General features: G+C 51.0%; 23 protein-coding genes and 1 pseudogene. 17 read left to right on the forward strand and 7 right to left on the reverse strand.

The genetic code is table 11. From position 1 onward, the window contains the following. Positions 1-19 precede the first annotated feature (19 nt). The 7 genes and pseudogenes from NYE26_RS32310 (at position 20) to NYE26_RS32340 (ending at position 4,266) form a co-directional block, all read left to right on the forward strand. The gene (locus tag NYE26_RS32310) at positions 20-1,336 is read left to right on the forward strand and encodes an NAD(P)/FAD-dependent oxidoreductase (protein WP_339252833.1); all 1,317 of its coding nucleotides are present in this window, start codon (positions 20-22) and stop codon (positions 1,334-1,336) included. Positions 1,337-1,582: 246 nt separating this feature from the next. Then, the gene (locus NYE26_RS32315) at positions 1,583-2,077 is read left to right on the forward strand and encodes an RNA polymerase sigma factor (RefSeq protein ID WP_339252835.1); all 495 of its coding nucleotides are present in this window, start codon (positions 1,583-1,585) and stop codon (positions 2,075-2,077) included. Beyond that, positions 2,074-2,745, forward strand: coding sequence for a zf-HC2 domain-containing protein (locus NYE26_RS32320; protein ID WP_339252837.1), 672 nt, complete (start codon positions 2,074-2,076; stop codon positions 2,743-2,745). Before NYE26_RS32315 ends, NYE26_RS32320 begins: the two co-directional genes overlap by 4 nt. A 61-nt stretch (positions 2,746-2,806) precedes the next feature. Continuing rightward, positions 2,807-3,025 (forward strand): annotated as a pseudogene (locus NYE26_RS32325) (VOC family protein); the annotation flags it as partial. A 199-nt stretch (positions 3,026-3,224) separates the two neighbouring features. Next, entirely contained in the window at positions 3,225-3,518 is a 294-nt protein-coding gene (locus NYE26_RS32330; protein WP_339252839.1) for an AbrB/MazE/SpoVT family DNA-binding domain-containing protein, read from the forward strand. Between the two features lies 1 nt (position 3,519). Beyond that, on the forward strand, positions 3,520-3,912 hold the full coding sequence (locus tag NYE26_RS32335; protein ID WP_339252841.1) for a type II toxin-antitoxin system death-on-curing family toxin: 393 nt from the start codon (positions 3,520-3,522) through the stop codon (positions 3,910-3,912). 15 nt (positions 3,913-3,927) lie between these two features. Continuing rightward, on the forward strand, positions 3,928-4,266 hold the full coding sequence (locus NYE26_RS32340) for a nitrous oxide-stimulated promoter family protein (protein ID WP_339252843.1): 339 nt from the start codon (positions 3,928-3,930) through the stop codon (positions 4,264-4,266). A 66-nt stretch (positions 4,267-4,332) separates the two neighbouring features. On the opposite strand, the gene NYE26_RS32345 is transcribed toward NYE26_RS32340, so the two are convergent. Genes NYE26_RS32345 through NYE26_RS32355 form a run of 3 tightly spaced genes read right to left on the reverse strand, consistent with a single transcriptional unit; the run spans position 4,333 to position 6,917 of the window. Beyond that, the gene (locus NYE26_RS32345) at positions 4,333-4,875 is read right to left on the reverse strand and encodes a GNAT family N-acetyltransferase (RefSeq protein WP_339252845.1); all 543 of its coding nucleotides are present in this window, start codon (positions 4,873-4,875) and stop codon (positions 4,333-4,335) included. A gap of 16 nt (positions 4,876-4,891) precedes the next feature. Continuing rightward, the gene (locus NYE26_RS32350; protein WP_339252847.1) at positions 4,892-6,220 is read right to left on the reverse strand and encodes a HAMP domain-containing sensor histidine kinase; all 1,329 of its coding nucleotides are present in this window, start codon (positions 6,218-6,220) and stop codon (positions 4,892-4,894) included. Continuing rightward, positions 6,213-6,917 (reverse strand): response regulator transcription factor, encoded by a 705-nt coding sequence (locus NYE26_RS32355; RefSeq protein WP_281068278.1) that lies wholly within the window; start codon positions 6,915-6,917, stop codon positions 6,213-6,215. Before NYE26_RS32355 ends, NYE26_RS32350 begins: the two co-directional genes overlap by 8 nt. Before the next feature lie 173 nt (positions 6,918-7,090). Here NYE26_RS32355 and NYE26_RS32360 point away from each other — a divergent pair, with 173 nt between their 5' ends. From NYE26_RS32360 to NYE26_RS32370, 3 genes are all read left to right on the forward strand, one after another. Next, complete coding sequence (locus NYE26_RS32360) at positions 7,091-7,795, forward strand: VTT domain-containing protein (RefSeq protein ID WP_339252851.1); 705 nt, start codon at positions 7,091-7,093, stop codon at positions 7,793-7,795. A 63-nt stretch (positions 7,796-7,858) separates the two neighbouring features. After that, positions 7,859-8,248, forward strand: a complete 390-nt coding sequence (locus NYE26_RS32365; RefSeq protein ID WP_051478088.1) for a DUF948 domain-containing protein — start codon at positions 7,859-7,861, stop codon at positions 8,246-8,248. Between the two features lie 311 nt (positions 8,249-8,559). Continuing rightward, positions 8,560-10,734, forward strand: coding sequence for a pectate lyase (locus NYE26_RS32370; RefSeq protein ID WP_339252854.1), 2,175 nt, complete (start codon positions 8,560-8,562; stop codon positions 10,732-10,734). A 450-nt stretch (positions 10,735-11,184) separates the two neighbouring features. On the opposite strand, the gene NYE26_RS32375 is transcribed toward NYE26_RS32370, so the two are convergent. Further along, complete coding sequence (locus NYE26_RS32375; protein ID WP_339252856.1) at positions 11,185-11,415, reverse strand: helix-turn-helix transcriptional regulator; 231 nt, start codon at positions 11,413-11,415, stop codon at positions 11,185-11,187. Positions 11,416-11,541: 126 nt separating this feature from the next. On the opposite strand from NYE26_RS32375, the gene NYE26_RS32380 reads away from it, so the two are divergent. Further along, entirely contained in the window at positions 11,542-11,808 is a 267-nt protein-coding gene (locus tag NYE26_RS32380) for a DUF6809 family protein (protein WP_209878594.1), read from the forward strand. 9 nt (positions 11,809-11,817) lie between these two features. On the opposite strand, the gene NYE26_RS32385 is transcribed toward NYE26_RS32380, so the two are convergent. Then, positions 11,818-12,618, reverse strand: a complete 801-nt coding sequence (locus tag NYE26_RS32385; RefSeq protein WP_339252858.1) for a WYL domain-containing protein — start codon at positions 12,616-12,618, stop codon at positions 11,818-11,820. Continuing rightward, a complete protein-coding gene (locus NYE26_RS32390) occupies positions 12,605-13,918 on the reverse strand; it encodes a WYL domain-containing protein (protein WP_339252860.1) in 1,314 nt (437 codons plus the stop codon). Before NYE26_RS32390 ends, NYE26_RS32385 begins: the two co-directional genes overlap by 14 nt. Before the next feature lie 176 nt (positions 13,919-14,094). Between NYE26_RS32390 and NYE26_RS32395 the strand changes: the two genes are divergently transcribed. From NYE26_RS32395 to NYE26_RS32415, 5 genes are all read left to right on the forward strand, one after another. Further along, positions 14,095-14,901, forward strand: a complete 807-nt coding sequence (locus tag NYE26_RS32395; protein ID WP_339252862.1) for a nucleotidyltransferase domain-containing protein — start codon at positions 14,095-14,097, stop codon at positions 14,899-14,901. A gap of 258 nt (positions 14,902-15,159) precedes the next feature. Continuing rightward, positions 15,160-16,425 (forward strand): class I SAM-dependent methyltransferase, encoded by a 1,266-nt coding sequence (locus tag NYE26_RS32400; protein WP_339252864.1) that lies wholly within the window; start codon positions 15,160-15,162, stop codon positions 16,423-16,425. 3 nt (positions 16,426-16,428) lie between these two features. Beyond that, a complete protein-coding gene (locus NYE26_RS32405) occupies positions 16,429-19,029 on the forward strand; it encodes a metallophosphoesterase (protein ID WP_339252866.1) in 2,601 nt (866 codons plus the stop codon). A gap of 172 nt (positions 19,030-19,201) precedes the next feature. Beyond that, positions 19,202-19,651: a LytTR family DNA-binding domain-containing protein gene (locus NYE26_RS32410; protein ID WP_209994040.1), complete on the forward strand. Its 450-nt coding sequence runs from the start codon at positions 19,202-19,204 to the stop codon at positions 19,649-19,651. Next, positions 19,644-20,054, forward strand: a complete 411-nt coding sequence (locus tag NYE26_RS32415) for a hypothetical protein (RefSeq protein ID WP_339252869.1) — start codon at positions 19,644-19,646, stop codon at positions 20,052-20,054. The genes NYE26_RS32410 and NYE26_RS32415 overlap by 8 nt, the downstream gene beginning before the upstream one ends. 85 nt (positions 20,055-20,139) lie before the next feature. On the opposite strand, the gene NYE26_RS32420 is transcribed toward NYE26_RS32415, so the two are convergent. Next, the gene (locus tag NYE26_RS32420; protein ID WP_339252871.1) at positions 20,140-22,521 is read right to left on the reverse strand and encodes a N,N'-diacetylchitobiose phosphorylase; all 2,382 of its coding nucleotides are present in this window, start codon (positions 22,519-22,521) and stop codon (positions 20,140-20,142) included. A 253-nt stretch (positions 22,522-22,774) separates the two neighbouring features. Here NYE26_RS32420 and NYE26_RS32425 point away from each other — a divergent pair, with 253 nt between their 5' ends. Beyond that, positions 22,775-23,707 (forward strand): GNAT family N-acetyltransferase, encoded by a 933-nt coding sequence (locus tag NYE26_RS32425; RefSeq protein ID WP_339252873.1) that lies wholly within the window; start codon positions 22,775-22,777, stop codon positions 23,705-23,707. The last annotated feature ends 203 nt before the right edge of the window (positions 23,708-23,910 follow it).

A 23,910-nucleotide genomic window follows, 5' to 3' on the forward strand; every position in this document is an offset into this window, starting at 1 on the left:
AAGGGATGCATCAATTAACATGTATAAGGATCAGACTTCTAGGCACCACGAGCTGTTCATTATCGGTGGGGGTGCTGCAGGTCTAATGGCTGCAGTTACAGCGAGGGATCAAGGTATTGATACAGCCATCATTGAAAGCAACGACCGGCTCGGGAAGAAAATAATAACAACGGGTAACGGGCGTTGCAACATTACGAACCAATCCACCGCCACAGGTACGGATGAAGCGGCCGCTTTATCCGTCAAGTATCACAGCAATCAGGCAGGCTTCCCAATACATGTACTGCGGCAATTCGGTGTCCGCCAGACAATCGATTTTTTCTCCTCGCTCGGGCTTCCTTTTATGAGCTTAGAGAACGGCCGGATGTATCCGATGTCGCTGCAGGCGGCTTCGGTGCCGGGGGTGTTTAAGCTGGCGCTGGAGGACCGGAATGTTCCCGTCTATTATAAACATAAAGTGCTCGATGTGGCCGTATCGGCGGGACATCCGCGGTTCGCGATAACCTGCCAGACGGATACAGAGGAACAGGTTGTGTATACCAGCAACTATCTTTTTCTATGTACCGGAGGCCTTACCGCTCCCAAAACCGGAACAGACGGCTCCGGTTATACGCTTGTCCAGCGTCTGGGACACACCATGATCCACCCGGTGCCAGGCATTGTACAATTGAAGCTGGATTACCCGTATTTGAAGGAGCTGTCGGGCATCAAATTTGAGGGAGAGGCCCATGTTATCGTAAAGAATGAAGTCATCCGCACGGAGTCTGGCGAGATTCTTTTTACGGACTATGGCATCTCGGGCCCGCCCATACTTCAGCTAAGCAGAAAGGCCGCGTATAATCTCGGCATAGGAGAATCCGTGACCCTGTCGGTGGATTTGATGCCGGAACGCACGGAGGAAGAGTTAATTGATTTCCTGGAGATCCACTGGGGGATCTTCGGACATCGGACAGTTGCCGATTCCTTCGTGGGCATCGTCAGCAAGAAACTGATTCCCGTGCTGCTGAAGGAGGCTGGAATTGATCAACAGCTGCATCTGCTGTGTCAGGATCTAACCTGGAAAACCAAGAAAATATTCTATAAACTATTGAAGCGTTGGGAATTTAAAATCACCGATACCAACAGCTTCACGAATGCCCAAACCACAGCCGGTGGCATCGATACGACGGAGCTGATCGAAGGAACGCTCGAATCTAAGCTGGTGCCCGGGCTCTATTTAGCCGGTGAGGTGATGGATGTGGACGGCGATTGCGGCGGCTATAACCTGCAATGGGCCTGGAGCTCCGGATATGTCGCTGCGATGGCGCTTGCTGACCGGCGTGCCCGGACCACGTAAGAGGCTGGAACGTTGCGGACTCGTGGTACGTTGCGTTGGAGTAATTGTATGTGTGGAACATATGGCGGATAATTGTGGATTTGATTAAAGGGGCAGCCCTCTTTGAATTTCGACTCCCCTTAGCCCCATACAGAGCATCTGTAAAGACACCTTAAGGGGTGTTTTTCTTTGTTTGTACAAGTAAAACTAAATTTATTGTAACGTTTCTAAGTTTAGTTAGTCTTATGGATATAAGGTGGTGAACTCTTGGATGGATTAGATCAATTAGAAGGAGTCTACAATCAATACTTCCGTGAGGTATACCTGTTTGTGCTGTCGTTAAGTAGAGATGAGCAGATTGCCGAGGAAATTACCCAGGAGACTTTTTTCAAAGCGCTGAAGCGGATTGACCAGTTCAGGGGGGAGTGCAAAATGAGCGTTTGGCTGTGTCAGATTGCGAAAAACACTTATTTTTCTCATATGGATGCGCAGCGTAGGTTCGTACGGATGGCTGTACAGGAACAAGAAGAAGGCGTGAATATGGAGCAAAAACTTCTGGATCAGACGGAATCTCTGCGTATTCATAAGGTCCTGCACGGTTTAAGCGAACCGTATAAGGAGGTTTTTATGCTCAGGTTGTTTGGAGAATTGTCCTTTGATCACATTAGTCAAATTTTTGGCCGAACGGAAAGCTGGGCAAGAGTGACCTATCACCGGGCCCGGTTAAGGATACAGAACTTGTTGAAGGAGGATAAGGGATGACCCGAATCTCATGTGATGTTATTCAAGATCTCCTCCCCTTGTATTATGACGACATTTGCAGTGAAAGCACCAAGCAACTGGTGGAAGAACATCTTGCGGACTGCGCAGACTGCCGTTCTGCTATGGAGCAATTGCAATCCAGCCTAAGCTTGACCGTTCAAGAGATGGAAGTACATGCCCTTGAGGGAAAAGGGCTGCAAAACATTAAAAAAGTGTGGAGTCATACCCGTTGGATCGCTTTTATAAAAGGTTTGATGGTGGCTGCTTTGGGATGCGGAATACTGATTGCTGGCTACTTCGGTCTATTCCGCTGGTATATCCAACCGGTGCCATCTGATCATATTAATATTTCTGATGTAAGAATCAGATCAAACGGAGAGATTGTTTTCAGTTATCAAATCAGGGGCGGATATAGCCTCGCTTATGCGAAGGATTCCGTTAAGGATGATGGGAGCTACTATATGACCCCTGTTCATCCTATTATACTTTTAAATAAAGATAATAAATCCAGTCCAGTCAGCGGCCAGATGTACGTGAATCCGAAGAGTCTAAGGTCCTATTATAAGAATCATGGTAAAGATGTGGAGATCACGTCCATCTACTACGGTTCACCGAATGATCCGATTCTGATCTGGAAAAAGGGAATGGAACTGCCAATGGGGAACTGAAGATGAACGGGCCGGTTGAAAAAAGGCAGGTCATCATCCGCAATCGGACAGGTTATCTGAGGGCGGCACCGCCCTGATGCCGCTCGGCCAATATTCATTCAGCAAGCGGTATGGCTGGATTCAGGATAAATATGGTGTGTCGTGGCAGATCGTACCGGCCGGGATGGACGAGAGGCAAGCGAAAGGCACGTCGAAGCGGCTGGCGCGTGTGACGAAGGCTTTTCTGCAGATGAAGAAATTTGACCTTGCGGCACTGCGTCAGGCATATGAGGATGAGTAAGGGCATAACTCTTTAGCCTTTTGATACAGTCCCTGCATTTCCACCACGGCTTCATATAAAGTTCGATGTCAGACCATCTGAGAAGATGGTCTTTTTTATATCCTTCTGATAAAATGTACATATATTATAACTTTTATTACTGTTATAAGTTATAACTTGAAGCGCAAAGATCATACTATAAGAGGAAGGAAGAAATAAAATGAATGGTGTGGTCAAAGTGACGAAGGATAAATCGAAGGTGATACGTTATTCCCGAAAGATTGGGCGAATGGGGAATAGTTTGGGCGTGAGCTTGCCAAAAGCTCTTGCGGATAAAATGAATATCTCGCAGGGAGATGAAATCGAGTTTATTGAAAATGAACGTGGAGAAGTGGTGTTGAGAAAAAGCCGGGCAACTCTGTTGCCTGAACAGGTTCGGCCTGAGGTCTTGGAGGCGTTCTTCGATGTGTTTGAAGAGGATCTGGGCATTCTTGAAGATCTAAGGGATCGTTGATATGACTATCTTTCTTAGCAGAGAAGAGGTTATTACAGCACACCATTTCATGATGAAAAGAATGAATGACGCAGATCAAGCAGGAGTGAAGGATCACGGCCTGCTGGAATCTGCGGTACATAGACCGCAACAAAGTATTTTTGGAGAGGATGCTTATCCCTCTATATTTGATAAGACAGCCGCATTGCTGGAATCGCTCGTCAAAAACCATTGCTTTCATAATGGCAATAAACGAACAGCCTATCTGGTCACGAAATCTTTTTTGGTTCTGAACGGGTACCATCTAAAGATGCAACGGGAGTTTGCAGTTGAATTTGTTGTAGACATTGCCAAAGGCGTGCATCCATTAGAAATGATCTCTTATATTTTGACAAAATATTCTGAGGAACAATAAAGGTAAGGTGTCCAAATGGATGATGAGCACGATGGCCCTAAGATCCGCAAAGAAAAAATAATTGCTTCAAAGATGATTCGTATCTATTGCAAGAAAAAACATCATGAACAAGAGTTCTGTGAGGAATGCCGGCACTTAAATGAGTATGTTATGAAAAGACTCTCCTCTTGCAAATTCGGTGAAGAGAAACCCGCTTGTGCGAAGTGTCCGATTCATTGTTATACACCCGTCTACCGCCAAAAAATAAAGGGGGTTATGCGTTTCTCGGGACCCTGGATGTTGCTGTATCATCCGTTAGAATCCATAAAGCATATCCCCATACCGGAGAAGATAAAAAAATCAATATCACGATAGCCGGTAGCCGCCTCCATTTAAAAACAGCCAAGGAACAGGATGGCCCGTCGCCTTGGCTTGTCGTGGTTACACATTCCCCTGATCCAGCCACTCCCGCTTCAAAATCGCAAATTGCTGGGTATTCTCGTACTTCGGGGTTCCGTCTTCGTTCTTGGTGAAGGAGATGAATTCCATGAAGCAGCCTTCTCTGCGCATACCCAGCTTCTCGCAGAGCTTCTGCGATCTGGAGTTGTCGTCCTCGACGTAGGCGTAGATGCGTCTGGCTTCCTGCTCCAGGAAAAGATAGCGCAGCAGCGCGCGGGCGCTTTCGCTGGCATAGCCGACGCCTTCGTAGGCCGGATTGAAATGCCAGCCCACGCTGTAGGTATCCGGCTCTTCTTTCATGCAGAACAGATCGCCAATGAGGGCCCCGGTCTCCTTCAGGATGACGGCCAGATGGGAGTCATCCTGACTCCGTTCGCTGGCGGTGGCGATGGCTTCGTCTAACGTGGAGAGGCGTTCGCTCAGGAAACAGTTCACCCGCGGATTCGCCAAATATTCCAGCATCCCTGGTGCATCTGTCTCCCGGAAGTTTCTGATGATTAAGCGGTCGGTAGTAAATTTTTGCATGATGATCCTCCCTAAATTAAGTGAGCGTGTTATTTACCGGCAAGCGGATGTGAACGGAATACCTGCCGCCATTGCTTGTGAATGTGATTTCGCCCTTATGCTGGCTGATGATTTTGTGGCAGGTCTTGAGGCCGATTCCGGTGCTATGCACCTCATGGGCCTCCTTTTTTATAACATTCGTGATATCTATCAACAGCCAGCGGTCTTCGATTCTATACGCAATCGTTACGGCCGCAGACGTATCGGCATACTTCGTAATGTTGGAGAAAAGGTTGTCGAATACCCGCCTGAAGGAGATCAGGTGAAGCTCCACGCGGAAAGGGACAGGGGAGGGCTCCCATGCTACCCGGAAGCCGTGATTCTCCAGCAACATCGACTGCTCATCGATTAACTGATCCATGAGCTGAATCCCATCGTAGGACTCGAACTCCAGATCATTCTCCTCTGTGTTATACACGGTGAAGTACTCGAATAGCTTGTCGGACAGATGCTTGATCTGATAGGCTTTTTCCCTGCTGCTGTGAATGTATTTCGCTAACGCGGCCTGATCCTGATATTTCTTGTATTCGATGATGTCCAGGTAGCCGACCAATGCGGTGAGCGGTGTACGCAAATCGTGGGACATGGCGGTGACCAGCTCGCTGTTGGCGACTCTGGCCTGCTCCTCGCTCTCCAGGCGCTCGATGAACGATTTCCTCATCTCATTGATGCTCTGGGCCAGAGACGATAGCTCATCCTTCCCCTTCAGCGTAATCGGATAGTCCAGATTCCCGCCCTCCAGAATCTTAATCTCTTTCTCCAGCACGCCAATATAAGAGGTCTTCTTGTTGATGAAGAACAGGACCAGGACAATGAAGAATAAGAACGACAGAATCACACCCAGAATCGTAATGAGGTTGTAATACTTGTATTCAAAAAAATACTCCATATAGACCTGAGCAGTCGTATCCGCAAAGGTAACCGTGGAATATTGGGATTTGCTGAAAATGTTAGGGTCGGGCAGAAACCTCGTATTCTCGGTCTTGATGGTGTACCCGTCTGTAGAGTAGAGAAATTGGTTGTCCTTATAGAGATAGAGATTTACGTATTTGGTTTTCCTGACCCATTCAGCTATTTTTGCGTCATCCTTAAGCGACAGATGCTGCCCGGAGATATATTCCTCAAGTGCCGGAAGGGCTTGCTCTTCTTGCTTGTTAATGAACGAGCTTCTGGTCCGGTAATGCTCCAGCAGATCTTCGCCTGTGGACTGCAGCAGCAAGAACAGTGCCGCTGAAGCCAGGAACGAACCGATCAGGCATAGGATTAATTTGAGTTTCAGCCTGCTCCACCGCAGCTTGTTATTCAATCCGGTACCCCTTTCCCCAGACGGTTTTGATGAACTTGGGATTCTGCGGGTCCTTCTCCAGCTTCATCCGCAGATTGCGGATATGAACCATCACCGTATTGTTACAGCTGTAGAAATAAGGCTCGCCCCATACACTCTCATACAGATTCTGTGCCGAGAAAATCTTATTGCGGTTGCCGGCCATCAGCGCCAGCAGCTTGTACTCAATTTCGGTTAGGGTCAGCTCCTTCTCATTCATTCTTACCTCGTTGACGGTAGTATTCACGCTTAGCCCGTTGAAGGTAATCACATCTGAGGGGGCAGAGGTATCCTCCTTGCCTTTGTATACATAATACCGCCTAAGCAAGGCCTTCACCCGGGACACCAATTCGGTGTAGGAGAAGGGCTTGGACAGGTAGTCGTCACTTCCGGCCGAGAAGGCCAAGGTTTTATCAGAATCTTGAGTCTTAGCTGTAAGAAATAGGATAGGCGCGCTGGTCATCTCACGTATCTCCACGCAGGCCTTAATTCCCGACTTCCGGGGCATCATCATGTCCAGAATGATCAGGTCAATGGTATCGTCTACTTTATTCACGGCATCTTCCCCGTCAACAGCCTCAACGACATGGTATTGCTCACTCTCCAGCAGCACCCGGACAATCTCACGGATCTCGTGGTTGTCGTCGGCTATAAGTATGGTCTTCGCAGGATTCATCATCCATCCCCCTCCCTTCCTGAGCTCTCACTGTGCTTCCATTATAGATTGTAGATAGCTCTTAAACCACAGGCGGCCAGGCTACTTAAGAATTCTTAAGGAAGTTCATGCCCGGATCTTAAGAATATTCACCTAAGCTGGAGATATTATAAGCCAGTGAAGAGAGGGATTCGTAAATGGATTGGTTATTACACAAAAAGCGGGTCAGCAAGGTTCTCCTCGCTTGCGTAGGCCTTGTGACAATTATAGTATTCATCAGATACCTGCCGGAGCTTCTGCGGCTGACGATGTCGCTGGACGGCTTCCGTGATTATATCCTCTCTACGGGGAAATTAGGCCCGGTTATGCTGGTGCTCTTCCAGATTCTCCAGACGGTAATCGCCCCGATACCGGGGGAGGTCGTTCAAATTGCCGGGGGATACATCTATGGGACAACTCTAGGGGTGGTCTTCGTGACTGGGGGAATGCTGCTGGGGGCGATGATCGCCTTCTACTTCACCAGATTCCTGGGCGGGTCTTTCATTGATAGCTTGCTTCAGAGGGACAAGTTCAAGTGGATGCGAGGGATGATGGATAATAACAAATTCTCGATTTTCCTGTTCATTATCTTCATTATTCCCGGACTTCCCAAGGATATGTTCATCTATGCAGCGGGATTGACGACGATGAAGCCCTTAAGATTCTTTACGATCCTGCTCATCGCCAGATTTCCGTGGCTGCTGGCCTCCGTAAGCATTGGGGCTAATATCTACGATAAGAATTATGGACCCACTATCGTCATCTCCGCGATCTCTGTTCTGGCCTTTATCTTCGGATTAATCTATAAAGACAAACTGATTGACAAATTATCTTCCTTCAAAGGTGGTAAAAGCGGGCTGTAGCCGCAACTGTTGGAATGTTGTCTGTATCTTGGACATAGAGTGGAACTACAGGAGGCGTTGCATATGTTAATTCAGCTTAGTGTTGCTTTTGCTGCGGCCGCTTTTATTGCTCTGGCGGTGTTCTTGATTCTTACACTGCGCAAGGGAATGACCACGCTCGGGGAGACCAATAAGACGCTGGGCGAGGTGAGAAATGCCATACATGGATTGACGGGAGAAGCGACTCAGCTCATTCACACGGCGAATCAGGTCACCCGGGATGTGAAAGGGAAGATCAAGACCATCGATCCGATCTTTGAATCTGCGCACAATGTAGGGGAAGTTATTCAGACGGTGACCGAGACCTTCAAGAAGAACGCTACCGACATCGGCCAGAGCTTGAACCCAGAGCCGGAGAAGGCTGCGGTCAAAAGTAAAAGCGGCCAGATCCGCGTCAATACGAAGTTTCAGTGACCTTTGTGTCATCGATAAGAAGCGTCAGTTCAAGGCACCCCGGGCGGGTGTCTTTTTGTATGCAGTTATCATTTCGCTGCAAAATAATCATTTTCTCATAATAGTGCATAATTAGAGGTGATATGAGCAAATGATTGTTTCAGCACTAATTCGGCTTCTGCTATGCTCGGGGTATCCGACAGGTTCATTTCCGTCTACTTCAAGGGTTCGGATCACCCGGTACAAGAGGAGGGCAGACACCGAAATTCCACAGGTTATTGCAAGCGGTTACAAATGTATTCTGCAACAAATTTAAATCGGGAGGCAAATCAATGAATAGAATCGTTGCGAAGGTAACCAGTATAGTATTGTTGTTTTCTCTTGGACTCACTCTGTTATTCAGCGGGTGGGGAACGGCGGTGGTACACGCTGCAGGACTTACGGTAACAGGCAGTGGAGGCGGAAATGAAGCTGCCTACGTGGAGTGGTCACCTGTCAGTAATGCATCCGGCTATAAGGTATTCGTCAAAGCGGCAAGCGCTGCAGATTCCCAGTATCAGCAGCTTCATAATGAGCTGATCCGCAAGTATGGCTCTTACTGGAGAGCAGATGCCGTAGGCCTTGCGGCCGGAAGCTATGTTATGAAGGTGGAAGCCGTGCTGTCAGGCGGGGGAACGGCAAGTGCAGTGACAGGTACGCTGGCCGCCGCGCCGTATGACCGGTCCGGGTTTGCTTTTGCAGCCCAATCTCCATATGGTACAGGCTCCGGCGCTTATACTGACAATGGAACGCTGAAGAGCGGGGCGCAGGTGCTGTATGTCACCTCTCAAAATGCACAGACTGTAACGCTTCCCGTAGTCAGCAGCTCGGGTACGGTGCAGACGGGGGTAGGTCTTGGCGGCATTCTCTCGCTCCGGCAAAAAGGCTATGACACCACCCCGCTCGCAATCCGGCTTATCGGCAAAGTGACGGCTGCTGATCTGAGCGGACAGCTCAATAGCGGCGGTTATCTGGAGGTGAAGGGGAAAAGCAATTATACCGCAATGAATCTGACAATTGAAGGGATCGGCACAGATGCGTATGCCTATGGCTGGGGGCTGCTGCTCAGATATGCAGGGAATGTAGAGGTTAGGAATCTCGGCCTGATGCTCTTCCCGGATGATGGCATTTCCATGGATACAGGCAACGCGAATGTATGGGTGCATAATAATGATATTTTCTACGGATCAGCGGGCAGCGATGCGGACCAAGCCAAGGGCGATGGCTCCACGGACCTCAAGAAAGGCTCCACCTATATCACCATTTCGTACAACCACTACTTCGATTCCGGCAAAGCAGCTCTGGTCGGACTTAGCGAATCCGCAGAGTTCTTCGTCACCTTCCACCACAACTGGTTCGATCATTCCGACTCGCGTCACCCGCGGATCAGAGTAGCCTCGGTCCATGTGTATAATAACTTCTATGACGGCGTGTCAAAATATGGTGTGGGTGTAACTACCGGCGCTTCGGCCTTCGTGGAAGGAAATGTGTTCAGGAATACCAAGAACCCGATGCTAAGCTCCCTGCAAGGCACAGATGCTCTGGGCGAAGGCACGTTCTCCGGGGAGAACGGCGGGATGATCAAAGCCTTCAATAATAGTGTGGTTGGGGCGGCAAGTCTGATCTATGCGAACTCCGGTGCAGGAACGGCACCGGCGAATGCGACTTCATCGGATGCATATCTCGCCTCATCCAGAAGCGAAGCCGTTCCCGGCTCGTACAAAGCACTTGTCGGTGGAACAGCATATAACAACTTCGATACGTTAGTCGATACAGGTGTTAGCGCAGCAGCTGTCGATAACGTAAGCGCAGTAGAGCAGAAAGTTACAGCGGGAGCAGGACGCCAGGGCGGCGGTGACTTTAGCTGGAGCTTCAATAACGCTGTAGATGACACCGCCTATGCCCTCAACGCACCATTAATGTCAGCCATTCGAAGCTACACCTCGGGGCTGGTATCTGTGGGAGGCAACGCTAACCCGGGAGGCCCATCGCCGACTCCGGCAGCAACGCCTGTGCCAACGGTAACTCCTGTGCCGACAGCGACTCCTGTGCCGACAGCGACTCCAGTGCCAACAGCGACTCCGGTGCCGACAACAACTCCCGCGCCGACAGCAGCGCCAACGTCAACACCAGCCCCAGGAGCAGCGATTCACAATTTTACAGCGTCAGGAACATCGAGCAGCTTTTTCACCATTCAGGGCAATCTCTCCACCAGCAAAGGAACGGTAGTCTATAACGGCCTGACCTTAACGCAATGCCTGAAGATCGAGAGCGCCACCAGCGTCCAGTTCACCGCAGCCAAGGCCTCAACGCTAACACTGGTGTTCAATTCAGAGGGGACCAAAATCAAAGTCGATGGGACAAGCTATCCCATAACGAACGGTGTGGCCACCGTCTCCCTTGCGGCAGGTACGCATACGATTTCGAAGGATAGTACTGCTAATTTGTATTATTTGGTGGTGGAGTAGGGGATTTTAGGCTTATATATGAGATTATAGATCGTGACATTGCAAAGGAGAGCGACTTCAGTTCGCTTTCCTTTTGTTTAGGACATAACGATTTTTGTCTTTTGGGATAAGTGCTTGAACGCAGGATGTATGCGAAAAACCGAACACAATGTGTTGTCGCGAAGCGAATGGACCAATATGTATGCGAAAAACCAAATTCTAAAAGGGCGGCAAAGCCGACCCTGCTTTGTATTTTCAATTAGTGAACTGTAAAATTACATATGTACATATTAGAAAAAAATGATAGTATTGGCTATGAGAATATTACACTAATAGCGGTGTGCAGCTTCGGCGCTCACTTAAGGGGACTAGATGCGTCTGGTCCTCTTTTAAATCTGAAAAGAATCGCTTGAGCCTCCACAGCCCCCTCCTTGAATGCTCAAAAAGAAACCTAGAGTATCTTTACTCTAATTATAATTCTTTTTCCGTAGTATCAACCAAATCAATAATCTCCCGTATGTCTTGAATATCTAGAGCCTCTGCAATTCTAACGATATGACTGAAATTAATGCTTTCCCGCTTCCCATTTGCCAGTTCACTTAATGCGGCGTGCCGGACCCTGGATATTCGGGACAACTCCCGCATCGAAATTTTATGCTTAGCAGTCAATTCAGATATATTCACTACAATACTCTTCCCCACTGCAATTTCACTCCTGAGCAAAAAAAATTTAAGATAGATACGCGTATACGTACCAAGTTGCCTCTGTAATTATGCTACGCTGATTTATATCATAAATCTATAATGTAGCTTATGAAGGATGCCCCAATGCCCAATATTCTCGAATCGCTATATCATGGAAGTCTATTTCCTAATGAAGATATAATCTCCAAGGACCCCAATTATCGTCCGCTTAACAGTCAGATTACCGAATCTCTCGAAGCTTGGAAGCAGAAGCTGTCTGCGAGCGAGTTCGAGGAGCTGGAGTCTTTATTGGAGCTATATTCACAAGTGCAGGGAATGGATATGACGGCTGCATTTGTGTCAGGGTTCAAGGCCGGGGCCATGACGATGATCGAAGTGCTAATGGAGTAAGAGACCTGGCTATCCCTCCCCATACCGCCCAACCGACATCTCCGCTGACTTCAGCATACGCTGCTTCAGCTGCTCGCCCTCAGTGATCTTCACGCGCAGGCCCAGGAAGCGGATGCGGGAGAGCAGGAACTCGCTGTCGTCTCTCATGTAGTGGACGGTGATGCGGTAGATCCCGGTGGCTTCATCGAAGGCCACGGACTTATCGAAGCAGGAGAACGTGGACAAGATCCGCGACAGCTCGGCATTGTAGACAGGGATGACCTGAATACAGGCGGATTCTCTCAGACCGTCTAGAAGACGTGATATCCGGGCCTTGAGGCCTTCTATACGGTGGGCGGGGATGGGAGTGGGATTGGCAGACACAATGTTCCGCAGCTTCGTGGACATGAGTGAGCGCTGCCGGGTGCTATACCACTGTAAGTACCACTCCCGCTTATACATATTGTACTCCAGCTTGTGGGGGAAGCCGGACGGGTCGGTCCGTTCCCCGCCATGCTTGATCGCATACGTGAGCTGAATTCCCTGATTCTGCATGATGATGCGGCGCAGGGGGCGGAGCAGCGGATGATAGACCTGGCGCTCCTTGCTGCGGGCCTTCTCGATGATGATCTCTCCTACTTCAATAGAAGCTTCAAGCTCCAGCAGGGAGTTCAGTTTACGTAAGGTTTCTGTTGAAAAAGCTTCAGCCGCCGCCGGATGCCCCAGCATAGTCTTCAGCCAGGAACGCTCCTGTGAGGTTAGCGCCAGGGAGCCGGCCTCTTCCAGGCGGGAGATGATCTGGAAGTTGAATATTTTCTCAAAGGGATTCATAGTAGCTCTTAATCTCCTTCCATTCCTCCATGAACTGCTTGCGCAGCCAGCGGGGCTCCAGAATCTCGCAGCTGGAGCCGAAGCTCCGCAGCCACGGCTTGATCTCAAAGATCTCGTTCACTGTAATCTCGTACAGGAAGGTCGTATCGGACTCCACCGTAATGGTTCCCCACTGCCCCTGCGCCTCGACCCGCTCCCGGATGAAGTTGGCGCCGGACCGGCTGGGGTTATAGAATCTGACGGCGACCTTCACCGCACGGTTGGTATCCGTCACCCAGCTATACTCCAGCTGAGCCTCCAATTGCTGAAGTCTCTGCGCAAACTCCTCTTCTTCTACAGGCTCGCCCTCCTCAACCTGGGTCAGGCCGTCCATCCGTAATTTCTTAATCCCGGTCCGGCTGTGATAGCCGATCAGATACCAGCGCCCATACTGATGATCGTAGACGACACGCAGCGGAAGCAGACTGTCTGTAATCCCTGCCGATTCCCGCTCGAAGAGGGGATTGGTGTTCTGGGAGGTGTAGTTCATGCCTTTTTTGGGCGACAGATAGAGGAATTTGATTCTCCGGCGCTGCTGAATCGCCCCGAAGATCGTATAGAGATGAGCCTCATCCAGAATCCGTGAATGGTAATGGTATTTGTACCGGTGGGTCTCCGTGGCTTCGGGGAGAATGTCCCTTATCCGCAGTGCCTTCTTCAAGGTGTCGCGCAGGAGGTAACCCTGGACAGACGGAATCTGCGTATTGGCAATAACATCTACATAATCGAACAGGTCGAGCAGCTCGTCATCCGTAAGCTGGTCCAGCAGTTCGTTGGCTGCCTTGTACCGGTAGGGACGCTTCTCATTCACTCTTACAATCACGCCGACCTCCTCCAGGTATTTCAGGTCTCCCCGGATGGTCTTCTCGTCCGGCAGCGTTGAATCGGCGGGCATCTGGTCACAACAGCCGTCATGCAGTTCCTTGGCCGTCAGTTCCTCACTCTGAAGTGCGGTTAACAGCAACGTCAGCCGGATGCTCTCTGTCTCCTTCAGTGACTTCGCCCGGAACAGGAACAGGAGCAGCGGATCGGCAGATTCATAGTAATTATAGCGGAGCCATTCGGACAGCTCGGTGCCTTGTTCTGTAGTCAGATCCTGCTGCAGGACGGTCACCATTTCCTTGAGATTGCGCAGCGTTTTGTCATAGGTATGTACGGAAATGCCGAGCCGCTCGGCGAATTGCTGCCTGCTGTAAGCTCCCCCGGCTAGTGACAGCATACGGAGAAACTGGATTTCTTTATCGAAGCTTTCCTTGGCCATATGTATACCTCCAGCCTGTAGCGCATTCATGAGTTGTAATAGTTAATACCTCTATTAAGCACCAGAGTTGCATGAAATGGAAGATTTTTGTCTGCCGCCATACTTTCACCCTGTTCCTCCTTGGCAAAATGAGGGAAGATAAGGCCAGCGAAACCGACTTGGAACGGAGGGATGGCATGAATCCTATCAATACGCTCATCCATGAGCAATTGAAGCAGATTGAACAAGAGGAGCAAGTGACGATCCTCTATGCCTGTGAGTCAGGCAGCCGGGCGTGGGGATTTCCCTCACAGGACAGTGATTACGATGTGCGGTTCATCTATGTGCATCGGCCGGAGTGGTATTTATCCATATGGGATGCACGAGATGTCATCGAGCGTCCTATTAACAATATGCTGGATCTAAGCGGCTGGGATCTGCGCAAAGCGCTCAAGCTGTTCCACAAATCCAACCCGCCGCTGCTGGAGTGGCTGCAATCCCCGATCCAATATGCTGAGGAGTTCAGTGTGGCGGAGCAGCTTAGAGGGATCTCACCGTATACCTTTTCGCCGAAATCCTGTATGTACCATTACCTGAATATGGCCAGAGGGAACTACCGGGATTACCTGCAAGGGGAGCAGGTCAAGATCAAAAAGTATTTCTACGTGCTGCGCCCGGTGCTGGCCTGTGAGTGGATTCACCGGTACGGTGAGATGCCGCCGATGGCATTCGATGTGCTGGTAGAACGGTTGATCCCGCAGGATAGGGAGCTATGGCAGGTCGTGCAGCATTTGCTGGCCCGGAAAAAGTCGGGTGAGGAGCTAGACCTGGAGCCGCGGCTGAGTGTGATTAACGAGTATCTGGAGGAGCAGCTGCAAGAGCTGGAGAAGACAGCGGCGGCATACCTGAGTGCTAAGACGGATAATCGGGACCGGGAGCTTGACGCTCTGTTCCGGGAGGCCTTGCAGGAAGTATGGGGGTTGAATTTAAACTATATAGATTGAAATAAATAATTTAAGTTAAGGGAAAAGTGGCGGAGGGAAATTTTGGAACTGTAGTAGCGTTAGCGTCCGCCTGAAAGCTTTCAGCAGGAAAGCTCACTTCGGAAGCATCAGCTGTCTGCGGATTTCTACCGCCATTGGCGGTCTAAATCAGGAAATCCAACCATAACAGCGGCCGGAAGTCCAAAACTTCTCTGGAGTCACGGTTAATCCCAAAACATAAAATCATTAGTTAAGCTTTAAGTTAGGAGGAAGACAATCATGGCTATTATACAACTGAGATCAACGAACCCGCAGCTGAGCTTCATCATTCGCAAGAATCCGCAGAGCGGCATGCAGCTTCGCCCGGTCCGCCAGGGTATCGCATACGGCTGGTATTCGGATGAGGCCACCTATAATGTGTATTTTAAGGACGCTGACAATGAGGTCTCCTATAAAAAGAACGATGGCGAGAGCTTCGAGTACCTCAATGTCTCCCGCTATAACACCCCGTTATTCCCGCTGAATGCGGTGAATGAGTTCTTCTCTACCCCGTTCAAGGCACGGGATGATCGGGATGCGGAGGGGTTTGAGCACTCTTTTACCATCCAGATGATTCATGCCCAGCGGTTGCATTACATCCGGTTCTTCGAGCAGCATCTGAAGGACTATACGTTCACCCTGGAGCAACAGGCGCATAAGAGCTATTCCCTGACCATTACTACGCATAAAAGCTTATACCACCTCCTGCATGTGGTCAGTGTGCTGACCTTATTCTTATCGATCTTCGGGGATGAATATATCGATATCTCGGACCGGATTCTGGACAAATATATCCGCAGTCTGAACGTGATGGATGCCCCATTCTATATCCGCAGCCTGTTCGCCCGGAATCTCCTGAAGACCCGCGAGCAGTTCAAGCGGTACAAGACGGCAATCGAGCAAACAAATCTGTACCCGATCGGTCTGGAATATGGCAGTACGGCGATGCAGCGGCGGACGTTCATCTCAGGTATGCTTCCGTTCGATAAGCCCATTCTGGATATCGGCTGTGGGGAAGGCTTCTACGCCATTCCGTATGCCGGGAAGATTGACGGCGCTTATTATGCGGTGGACATCAACGAGGAGCTGCTGGAGGTCGTGAACCGGAAGGCAAAGGCCAAGGAGCTCGATAACATCGTCACCTTCCGCTCGCTGGAACATTTCCTGGAGCTGTACAACGGAGAGCAGGTGGATATCATACTGACTGAGGTTGTGGAGCATATGAGTGAGACGGAAGCGGCTGCGCTGATCCGGCAGATCATCCGCCATGTTGATTTCGGGCAGCTGATTGTGACTACGCCGAATGCGGATTTCAATCCTTACTATCAGCTGGAGGGCTTCCGGCATGAGGATCACAAGTGGGAAAAGGGTCAGATCGCATTCCAGGACTGGATGTCGGCCACACTGCAAGGGCTGGACGTGGAAGCTGAATTCTCGCTGGTGGGTGACCGGGTAGGCGACATTCGTACCACACAGAGCGCGATTGTGCGCAGACAGGAGGGTTAGACCATGGACATTCAGACGAAGGTACACACGATATTCATGCTGGTGGGAGCTACGGAGTGCGGGAAGTCTACTTTTGCCAAAGAAGTTCTGATCCCGCAGCTCAGGCTTGAGGACAGCACTACAGGTCTGCGCACGAATGTGCAGTACCTCTCCTCGGACCTGATCCGTCAGGAGCTCTTGGGCTATGACTACGATAAATACGACCAGGTCATGCTGGAGGCCAGCTCGCATACGTTCGCGCTGTTGTTCGAGCGGCTGAAGCGGGTCACCTCCTGGCCGATTAATGCAGAGTTTGTCATTATGGATACGATTGGTCTCGCGGAGGATTACCGCAGCAAGGTGCGGGCGATTGCCCAGGAGAACCAGTATAATCTGGAGGTCATTCTGTTCGATTACCGCAAACGGGGGGATTATTATGCCTCGGAGCGCTCGAAGAAGCTGATATCGGGTCACCTGAACCGGCTGCGCCGGGAAGTGCTGCCAGTGCTGTCCCGTGAAGGCTACCACAGTATTCATAAGGTGCGGGCCAAGGATTTTCTGCTGGAAGGTACTGATGATTCGGAGGAAAAGCGGCCGAACCCGGATTACCGGGTGCACATTCAGGACTGGGAGGCGTATGCCGCTGCGGTGCTTCCGCAGGAGCAGGAATACATTGTGGTCGGGGACGTACACGAGTGTGTTCAAGAGCTGCAAGGGCTGCTGCGCAGCTACGGCTACCGGATTGAAGAAGGGAAGCTAAGCGCACCGGATAAGCTGAGCCGTACACGGATCATCCTGGCGGGCGACTGGATCGATAAGGGCAAGCAGACCCGGGAGATCACAGAATTTCTCTATGACAACCGTGAGTTTTTCATGCTGGTAATGGGTAACCATGAGAATTTCGTTTACAAATACCTGCGGGGGGAGATCAAGGGGACTGAGCCGGAGCTGCTGAGAACCTATTTCGATTCCACTCAGGTATTACAGGAAGATGAGGAGCTGTTCCGTCAATTCTCCGTGCTGGTGGAGAGTGCGAAGCCGTTTTACCGCTATATCGGGAATCGGGGACCTTCCTTCTATGTGACTCATGCCCCTTGCCGCAACAAATATGTCGGGAAGCTGGATACGAATTCGCTGCGTCATCAGCGCAACTTCCGGCTGGACCGTGAATCTGCTTACGAGCAGCAGCTTGAATTCCTGAAGGAGGAGGCGGAGGGGAACCATCCGTTCCACCTGTTCGGACATATTGCCGCGAAGCAGCCGTTCCGGATCAAGAACAAGCTTCATCTGGACACGGGAGCCGTGCACGGGAACGGGCTGACCTCGGTCCAAATAACTTTCAAGCCGTTCTACAAAAGCCATAAATCCCGGCAGCAGCTATTTCAGGAGGATTTGCCGGTTCTCTTCCGCGAAGTGAATACAGTCTCTGTGGAGGAGTTGGATGCGGAGTCCATGCGCAGGCTGCATTACTCCTCGCTGAATAAGGTCAACTTCATCTCCGGGACGATGTCGCCTGCGGATAAGGATGAAGTAGCAGGCGAGCTGGAGTCGCTGCGCAAGGGATTGGATTACTTTGCCGGACGCGGGGTACATGAGGTGGTCCTTCAGCCTAAATACATGGGGTCGCGCTGCACAGTGTATCTATATCGGGATGTGGAGCATTGTTATGCGGTTAGCCGCAACGGTTATAAGGTCAAGGCTGTCGATCTAACGCCGGTCTATGAAGGGCTGCTGGACCGGTTCGGAACGTATATGGCGGAGCAGGGCATCCGTGTGCTGCTGCTGGACGGGGAGCTTCTGCCCTGGAAGGCGCTGGGGGAAGGGCTGATTGAACGCCAGTTCCAGCCAATTGGGCGGGCGCTGGAGAACGAGCTTGCGTTCCTGAGGGAGCACGGGTTCGAGGAGTCGCTCGGTGAGCTGATCCAGGCGTACGAAGTCAGCGGGTTCGAGCAGGATCAGCATCACCTGACCAAAGAAGCGCTTAGCACCAGCTACGGCGCTCACGTATATCAGACATATAAGCATGTCCGCAGTATCCGGGACTCTTACGTGGGGCTTGACCAGCGGGATGAAGCGTACCGGGTGTATAAGCAGCAGCTGGAGCTGTATGCCGGGGATGCGGAGCTGGATTATAAGCCTTTTGCCATCCTGAAGGAAGTGCTGGAGAGCGGGGAGGAACGGATGCCTGAAGGGGTAACCTCGGAGCAGTACCGCTTCCTGAATGACGATGAGATCCTGGTGCTGGATCTGCAGGAGCCGGAAGCGTACCGCAGCGCAGAGGCGTTCTTCGCCACAATTACCGTAGAGCAGCAGATGGAAGGCATCGTCATCAAGCCGGAGCAAGAGCAGCCGGGAGTGGTCCCTTACCTGAAGGTCCGCAATCCGGGGTACCTGTCGATCATCTACGGCTACGACTACAGATTCCCGCACAAGTATGCCAAGCTGATGAAGCAGAAAAATATCGCACCTAAGCTGCGCACTTCCCTGGCCGAGCATCGGCTGGGTAAGCAGATGCTGGAGATTAAGCTGGAGGAGATCTCGGCGGACAACAGCACCTACAAGCAGATTGCCGCGAACCTGTTGTTCGAGGTGACGAAGGAGAAGGAGATCGATCCGAGGTTATAAAAGATAGTCAGGCAGGCTGCCGGGAAGCTCCCGGCAGTCTTGTTCGCGTACCTGTTTAGCCGCAGAAGGAGCTAAAATGAAATAAAACGCCAGATTCCTGCAAGAAAACGCAGATTGATGGTCAAGACGCTTTTAGGATAATAATATGGGTGTTGAGAGGAGGGAGTGCCAGTTGGAGATTAGATTTGAAGCAGACAGCGGGATGGACCGGGGATTGGCCAAGGTCGTTACGCATCCGGCAGAACAGGAACAATGGAAACGCCTTGAGGCTGCCCTTCAGGCGGCAGAGAAGCGGATCACAGTCATCAATGCCAGCAATAACCGCCAGGTCTCCCTGGAGACAAGCAAGGTCGCGGTAATCGAGGCGGAAGACCGGATGTGCAGCGTACGTCTGATTACCGGAGAGATGTACCTGCTGAACACGAGGCTGAAGTTCGCGATGGAGGTGCTGGATGCGCCCGGGTTCATCAAGATCAACAACCAGACCATTATCAATACCCGCTACATTACAGAATTCTCGGCGACCGCTAATGCACGGGTGGAAGTCCTGCTGACGGATAATACATCTTATACTGTCAGCCGTTACTATATCAATGATTTCAGGAGGAGTTATCATGGCTAATCAGATCAGGCAAGGATTCTTTCAGGTATTTACTCTTACGTCGCTTTGGGTCACGCTGCTGTTAACGGTGTTCTTCAGAGATCAGCCGGTGGAGATGTTGTATCTGTGGCGTCTGGCGGGTATCGCCACTATCGCTGCCGTAGTCTTCGGGGTGATGTATAATGTGCTGTGGAATCACTTTACGCTGAAGCCGCTGTGGAATATTCTGATCGGTTCGCTTCTCAGTATTGCCGGCGGAATGGGCATGGTATGGCTGTTCTCTGTCGAAATGTTCGGGATTATCAGCGCCTGGTGGCCAGGAATGCTGCTGTTATCGGTGATTCTGCATACGGTGGCGTTCTACTTCTATGCCAGAGCGAACAGCAGGAAGTCGGCGGAGGAATTGAATAAGATTTTGAAGTAGCATGATATGAAAAGAAGGAGAGCGCCCGGCGGGGCTGCTCTCCTTCTTCGTATCTATCTATGCCGTTCCTCGGACCAGCGTGAAGTTAACCCATCACAACCAGTACATCGTTCTCTGCCGCCATCCGGGACACAGGAATCAGGTTGCCTTCGATCTCCTCGCCGTTGATGACGATACGGGAGACGCCCTTCTGGACGCCGTTCTTGTTCTCCACCTGGATGTTCAGCTTCTTCCCGCGGAACTCGCGCACCATGGAGAAGTCGGTCCAATCCGAAGGGACACACGGATCCAGACGGAGGCCGTCCTTCTGCGGCTGAACGCCCATAATGCCCTCTGCCAGTGAGACCATGACGGTGGAGGCCGTGCCGGTCAGCCAGTGGACATGGGCCCGGCCCTGATACGGGCTGTCCTTGGACTCCACGAATTGGCCGTGGACGTAAGGCTCCAGCTTACGGACCTCCGCACTGTCGTTCATGGTAGCAGGGCTGCAGTTCAGGAAGTACTCGAACGCGCGTTCACCGTTACCGATCATCGTCTCTGCCAGAATGAGCCAGCCCTGCGGTTGACTGAAGATGCCGCCGTTCTCCTTCGTTGAGGCATTGAACAGCGCCATCAGTGCTACCGGCAAGCCATATTTGCGGAATGGCGGGTAGAACAGCATCGTGCCGTAATCGGTCCGCAGATTGTCATAGACCTTGTCCATGGCGAGTTTGGCCTGTTCCGTGCGGGCCGCGCCGCTTAACACCGACCAGCTCTGCGGGTTCAGCCAAATTCGGCCCTCATCGTTCTCCCAGGAGCCGATGGTATAGTTGTCCTCGGTGAAGCCGCGGACGAACTGGTCGTTCTCCCAGGCATACTTCTGGATATTGCCGTCCAGTTCCTCCAGCAGCCCTTGTGCCCACGCCGTATCCTCCGGCTTGTTCTTGTTCTCCGCGATACCCATGAATACCTTGAAGCCCATGTACAGCTGGAAGGCCACGAACAGTGATTCACCCTTGGCGCCAAGCCGCAGGCAATCGTTCCAGTCGGCATGAAGTCCAACCGGCATGCCGTGGGCACCCATCCGGTCGAGACTGAATTGAAGCGCCTGCCGCAGATGCTCATACACCGTTGCTTCGCCTTGATCTGAATAAGGAATGACCTCATCCGTGAAGTCCCAGTTCCCGCTCTCATTCAGGTACTTGATAACCGTCGGGAACAGCCACAGGGCATCGTCGGCCCGGTAGTGGGGATGTCCCGTCTCCCGTACATATTCAGGGTCGTCCGGTGTTCCCTCATGACCCGGATTATGGTCGAATTTCACCAACGGCAGCCCGCCGCCGTTGGATACCTGGGCAGAGATCATCAGCCGCAGGCGTTCAAGAGCCATCTCATGGTCCAGATGGATAATGCCCTGGATGTCTTGCACCGTATCCCGGTAGCCGAGCCCGTTGCGCAGGCCGGAGTACTGGAAGGAGGCAGCACGCGACCAGATGAAGGTAATGAAGCACTGGTAAGCATTCCACGTGTTGATCATATGGTTCAGATTGCTGCTTGGGGTCTGCACCTGGAAGCGGTTAAGCTTGCTGTGCCAGAAGGTCTTCAGCTCTTCAAGCTCCCGGTCTACCACGGACAAATCCTGGTAGTGGCTAAGAATGCCGGAGGCTCCCTCTTCATCATATTGTCCCAGCAGGAAGGCGACTTCCTTCTCTTCTCCCGGCTGCAGATCCACATTGAGCTGCAGGGCACCGCAGGCATTGGTATTATAGTTCAGCGAATTGGAGCATTGACCGTTCTCCACGGAGAGCGGATTCCCGTAGCTGCGGTAATCTCCAAGGAATGTATCGCGGTCCCCGTCATAACCGGCCACCTCTGCTCCGGCCGCGCCGAAGAATCTCCAGGTTTGCTCTCCCGCGATGTTTTCATTGATGACTTGAAGAATTTTATCGTGCTTGAAGTAGGTCCGGGAAATAAACAGCGTGTATTGCAGGTTCACGGTATCTTGCTCATAGTTGTTGTCATTGGTGAATTCGGCGAAGCCGAAGAGGGCCAGCTTGCGAGCAGCAGTGCCGTCATTGCGGATCTTCATGCGCCATACTTCATAGGTCTTGTTCAGCGGTACGTAGTATAAAGACTCGGTATGAATGTTGTCATAATCTGAGACGATGTTCGTGTATCCGGTTCCATGATGGCAGACGGACTTGTATTGCTCCAGATCCTTGCCTACCGGCTGCCAGGAGCCGGACCAATAATCCCCGTTCTCCAGGTCTTTGATATAAATGTAGCGCCCTGGCTCGTCCTTGGAGTTGAAGTGATAGCGGATATGCCGTCCGTTGGCCCCGGATTTCACGAAGCTGTAGCCCCCGGCGTTACCTGAGATAATCGCACCGTATTCCGGCGAGCCGAGATAGTTGGCCCAAGGAGCAGGCGTATTCGGCTTCGTAATCAGGTACTCTTTGTTCTTGTCGTCAAAATGACCGTATTGCATAACCATTCCTCCTCATGATAGATGACAGGCAGGGCTATGAACGCGCGTTCACAAATGACCGAAGAATCCCGCCCAATTCCATTATAAGACAGTTGTGGTCTGACAATATAGCCTATATTTGAGAAAAAAACAAACAGTAGAGTCTTTTTATAGCAGTTTCCTATATTTGAATGGGCACATGGCCTTGTTAAGATCAAAAGGAAGGTCTATGTGAGTGCAGCCGGATGGCTGGAGGTATAAGGAGGAGTGCACGATGAGTGTAAAGCAATGGTCTGAAGATACGATATCCTACGATTTAAATGGTGAATGGACTATCCGGAGAGCAGAGCCCGGGGAGTGGGGAGTATATTGCTCCGTCTATTATAACATGGAGTATAACGGCTTTTTTAGAGAAGAAGTTTATACGAATCCGCGCAGGAATGCCTTTTGGATATACAAGGGGGAGAGTAGAATCGGCGGAGTCCGGATGTCACCGAATGTGATCTACCATCTCTTTGTAATCCCTCCGTTTAACGATTCATTCGGAATATTGAAGCAGCTTAAAAAGTTGTTGATTCAGTGGTCTGACCGGAAGGAACCGATACGGACCTATGAGGTTCTGCCGGATCAGGTTCACCTATACGCGCGTGCAGGCTTCTGGCCAGATGAATTCAGATGCCGCTGGATGCAGCGGCCTACAGAACTATTCCAAGTGGACTGGGAGGATGATCTGCGGATTGAAAGTCCCGAAGTGGAGGAGAATGAGGCCGGGGACAAGCGGTTTATTCTCACAGAAGAGATTGCCCGTTGTGATTTCGAGAGCTTTAGAGAGGGCTTGGATGCAACCCGGCGGAAGCAAACGGTTGTGAAAGATTTCCTGCCTACTGATCCTAGTTACTCTAATGAGAAATTAACACAGGCCTCCACGCTGGTATTCGATAAGGCGACGGGACAGCTCATTGCCAATTGCCGGCTGTGTCTCCAGGATGATGTGGCCGCAGTCTATAGCATTGGCGTTAATCCCGCTTATCGTGGGAGAAGACTGGCTACACGTATGCTGCAAAGAGCCCTTACCACTCTGAAGGGGACTTATCCGCTGCTGAGATTGTATGTAATGGAGGGAAATGATGCGGAATCTGTGTACTATAATCTCGGGTTTAAGCCCGGGGTGCAGGAGGTTCAGAAGATGTATATCCCGGTGAATTAACGGAAATAAGCGATCCGCAGGATCAACCAGGGCACCCCTTAGGGTGTCTTTTTTTAACTTTTCAAATGAACCGCAACATAAGGTTGGGAGGAGATTCGCAATTATGCAATGATATTTGTCACAAAAAAGGGGATTTGTAGAGTTAATGTAGAGGACTGTCGGATAGTATTAGAAACTAAGAGATTATTATACACAACCTGTCG

The sequence above is a fragment of the Paenibacillus sp. FSL P2-0136 genome, from assembly GCF_037975325.1.
In the GTDB taxonomy this organism is placed as follows: domain Bacteria; phylum Bacillota; class Bacilli; order Paenibacillales; family Paenibacillaceae; genus Paenibacillus_AQ; species Paenibacillus_AQ silagei.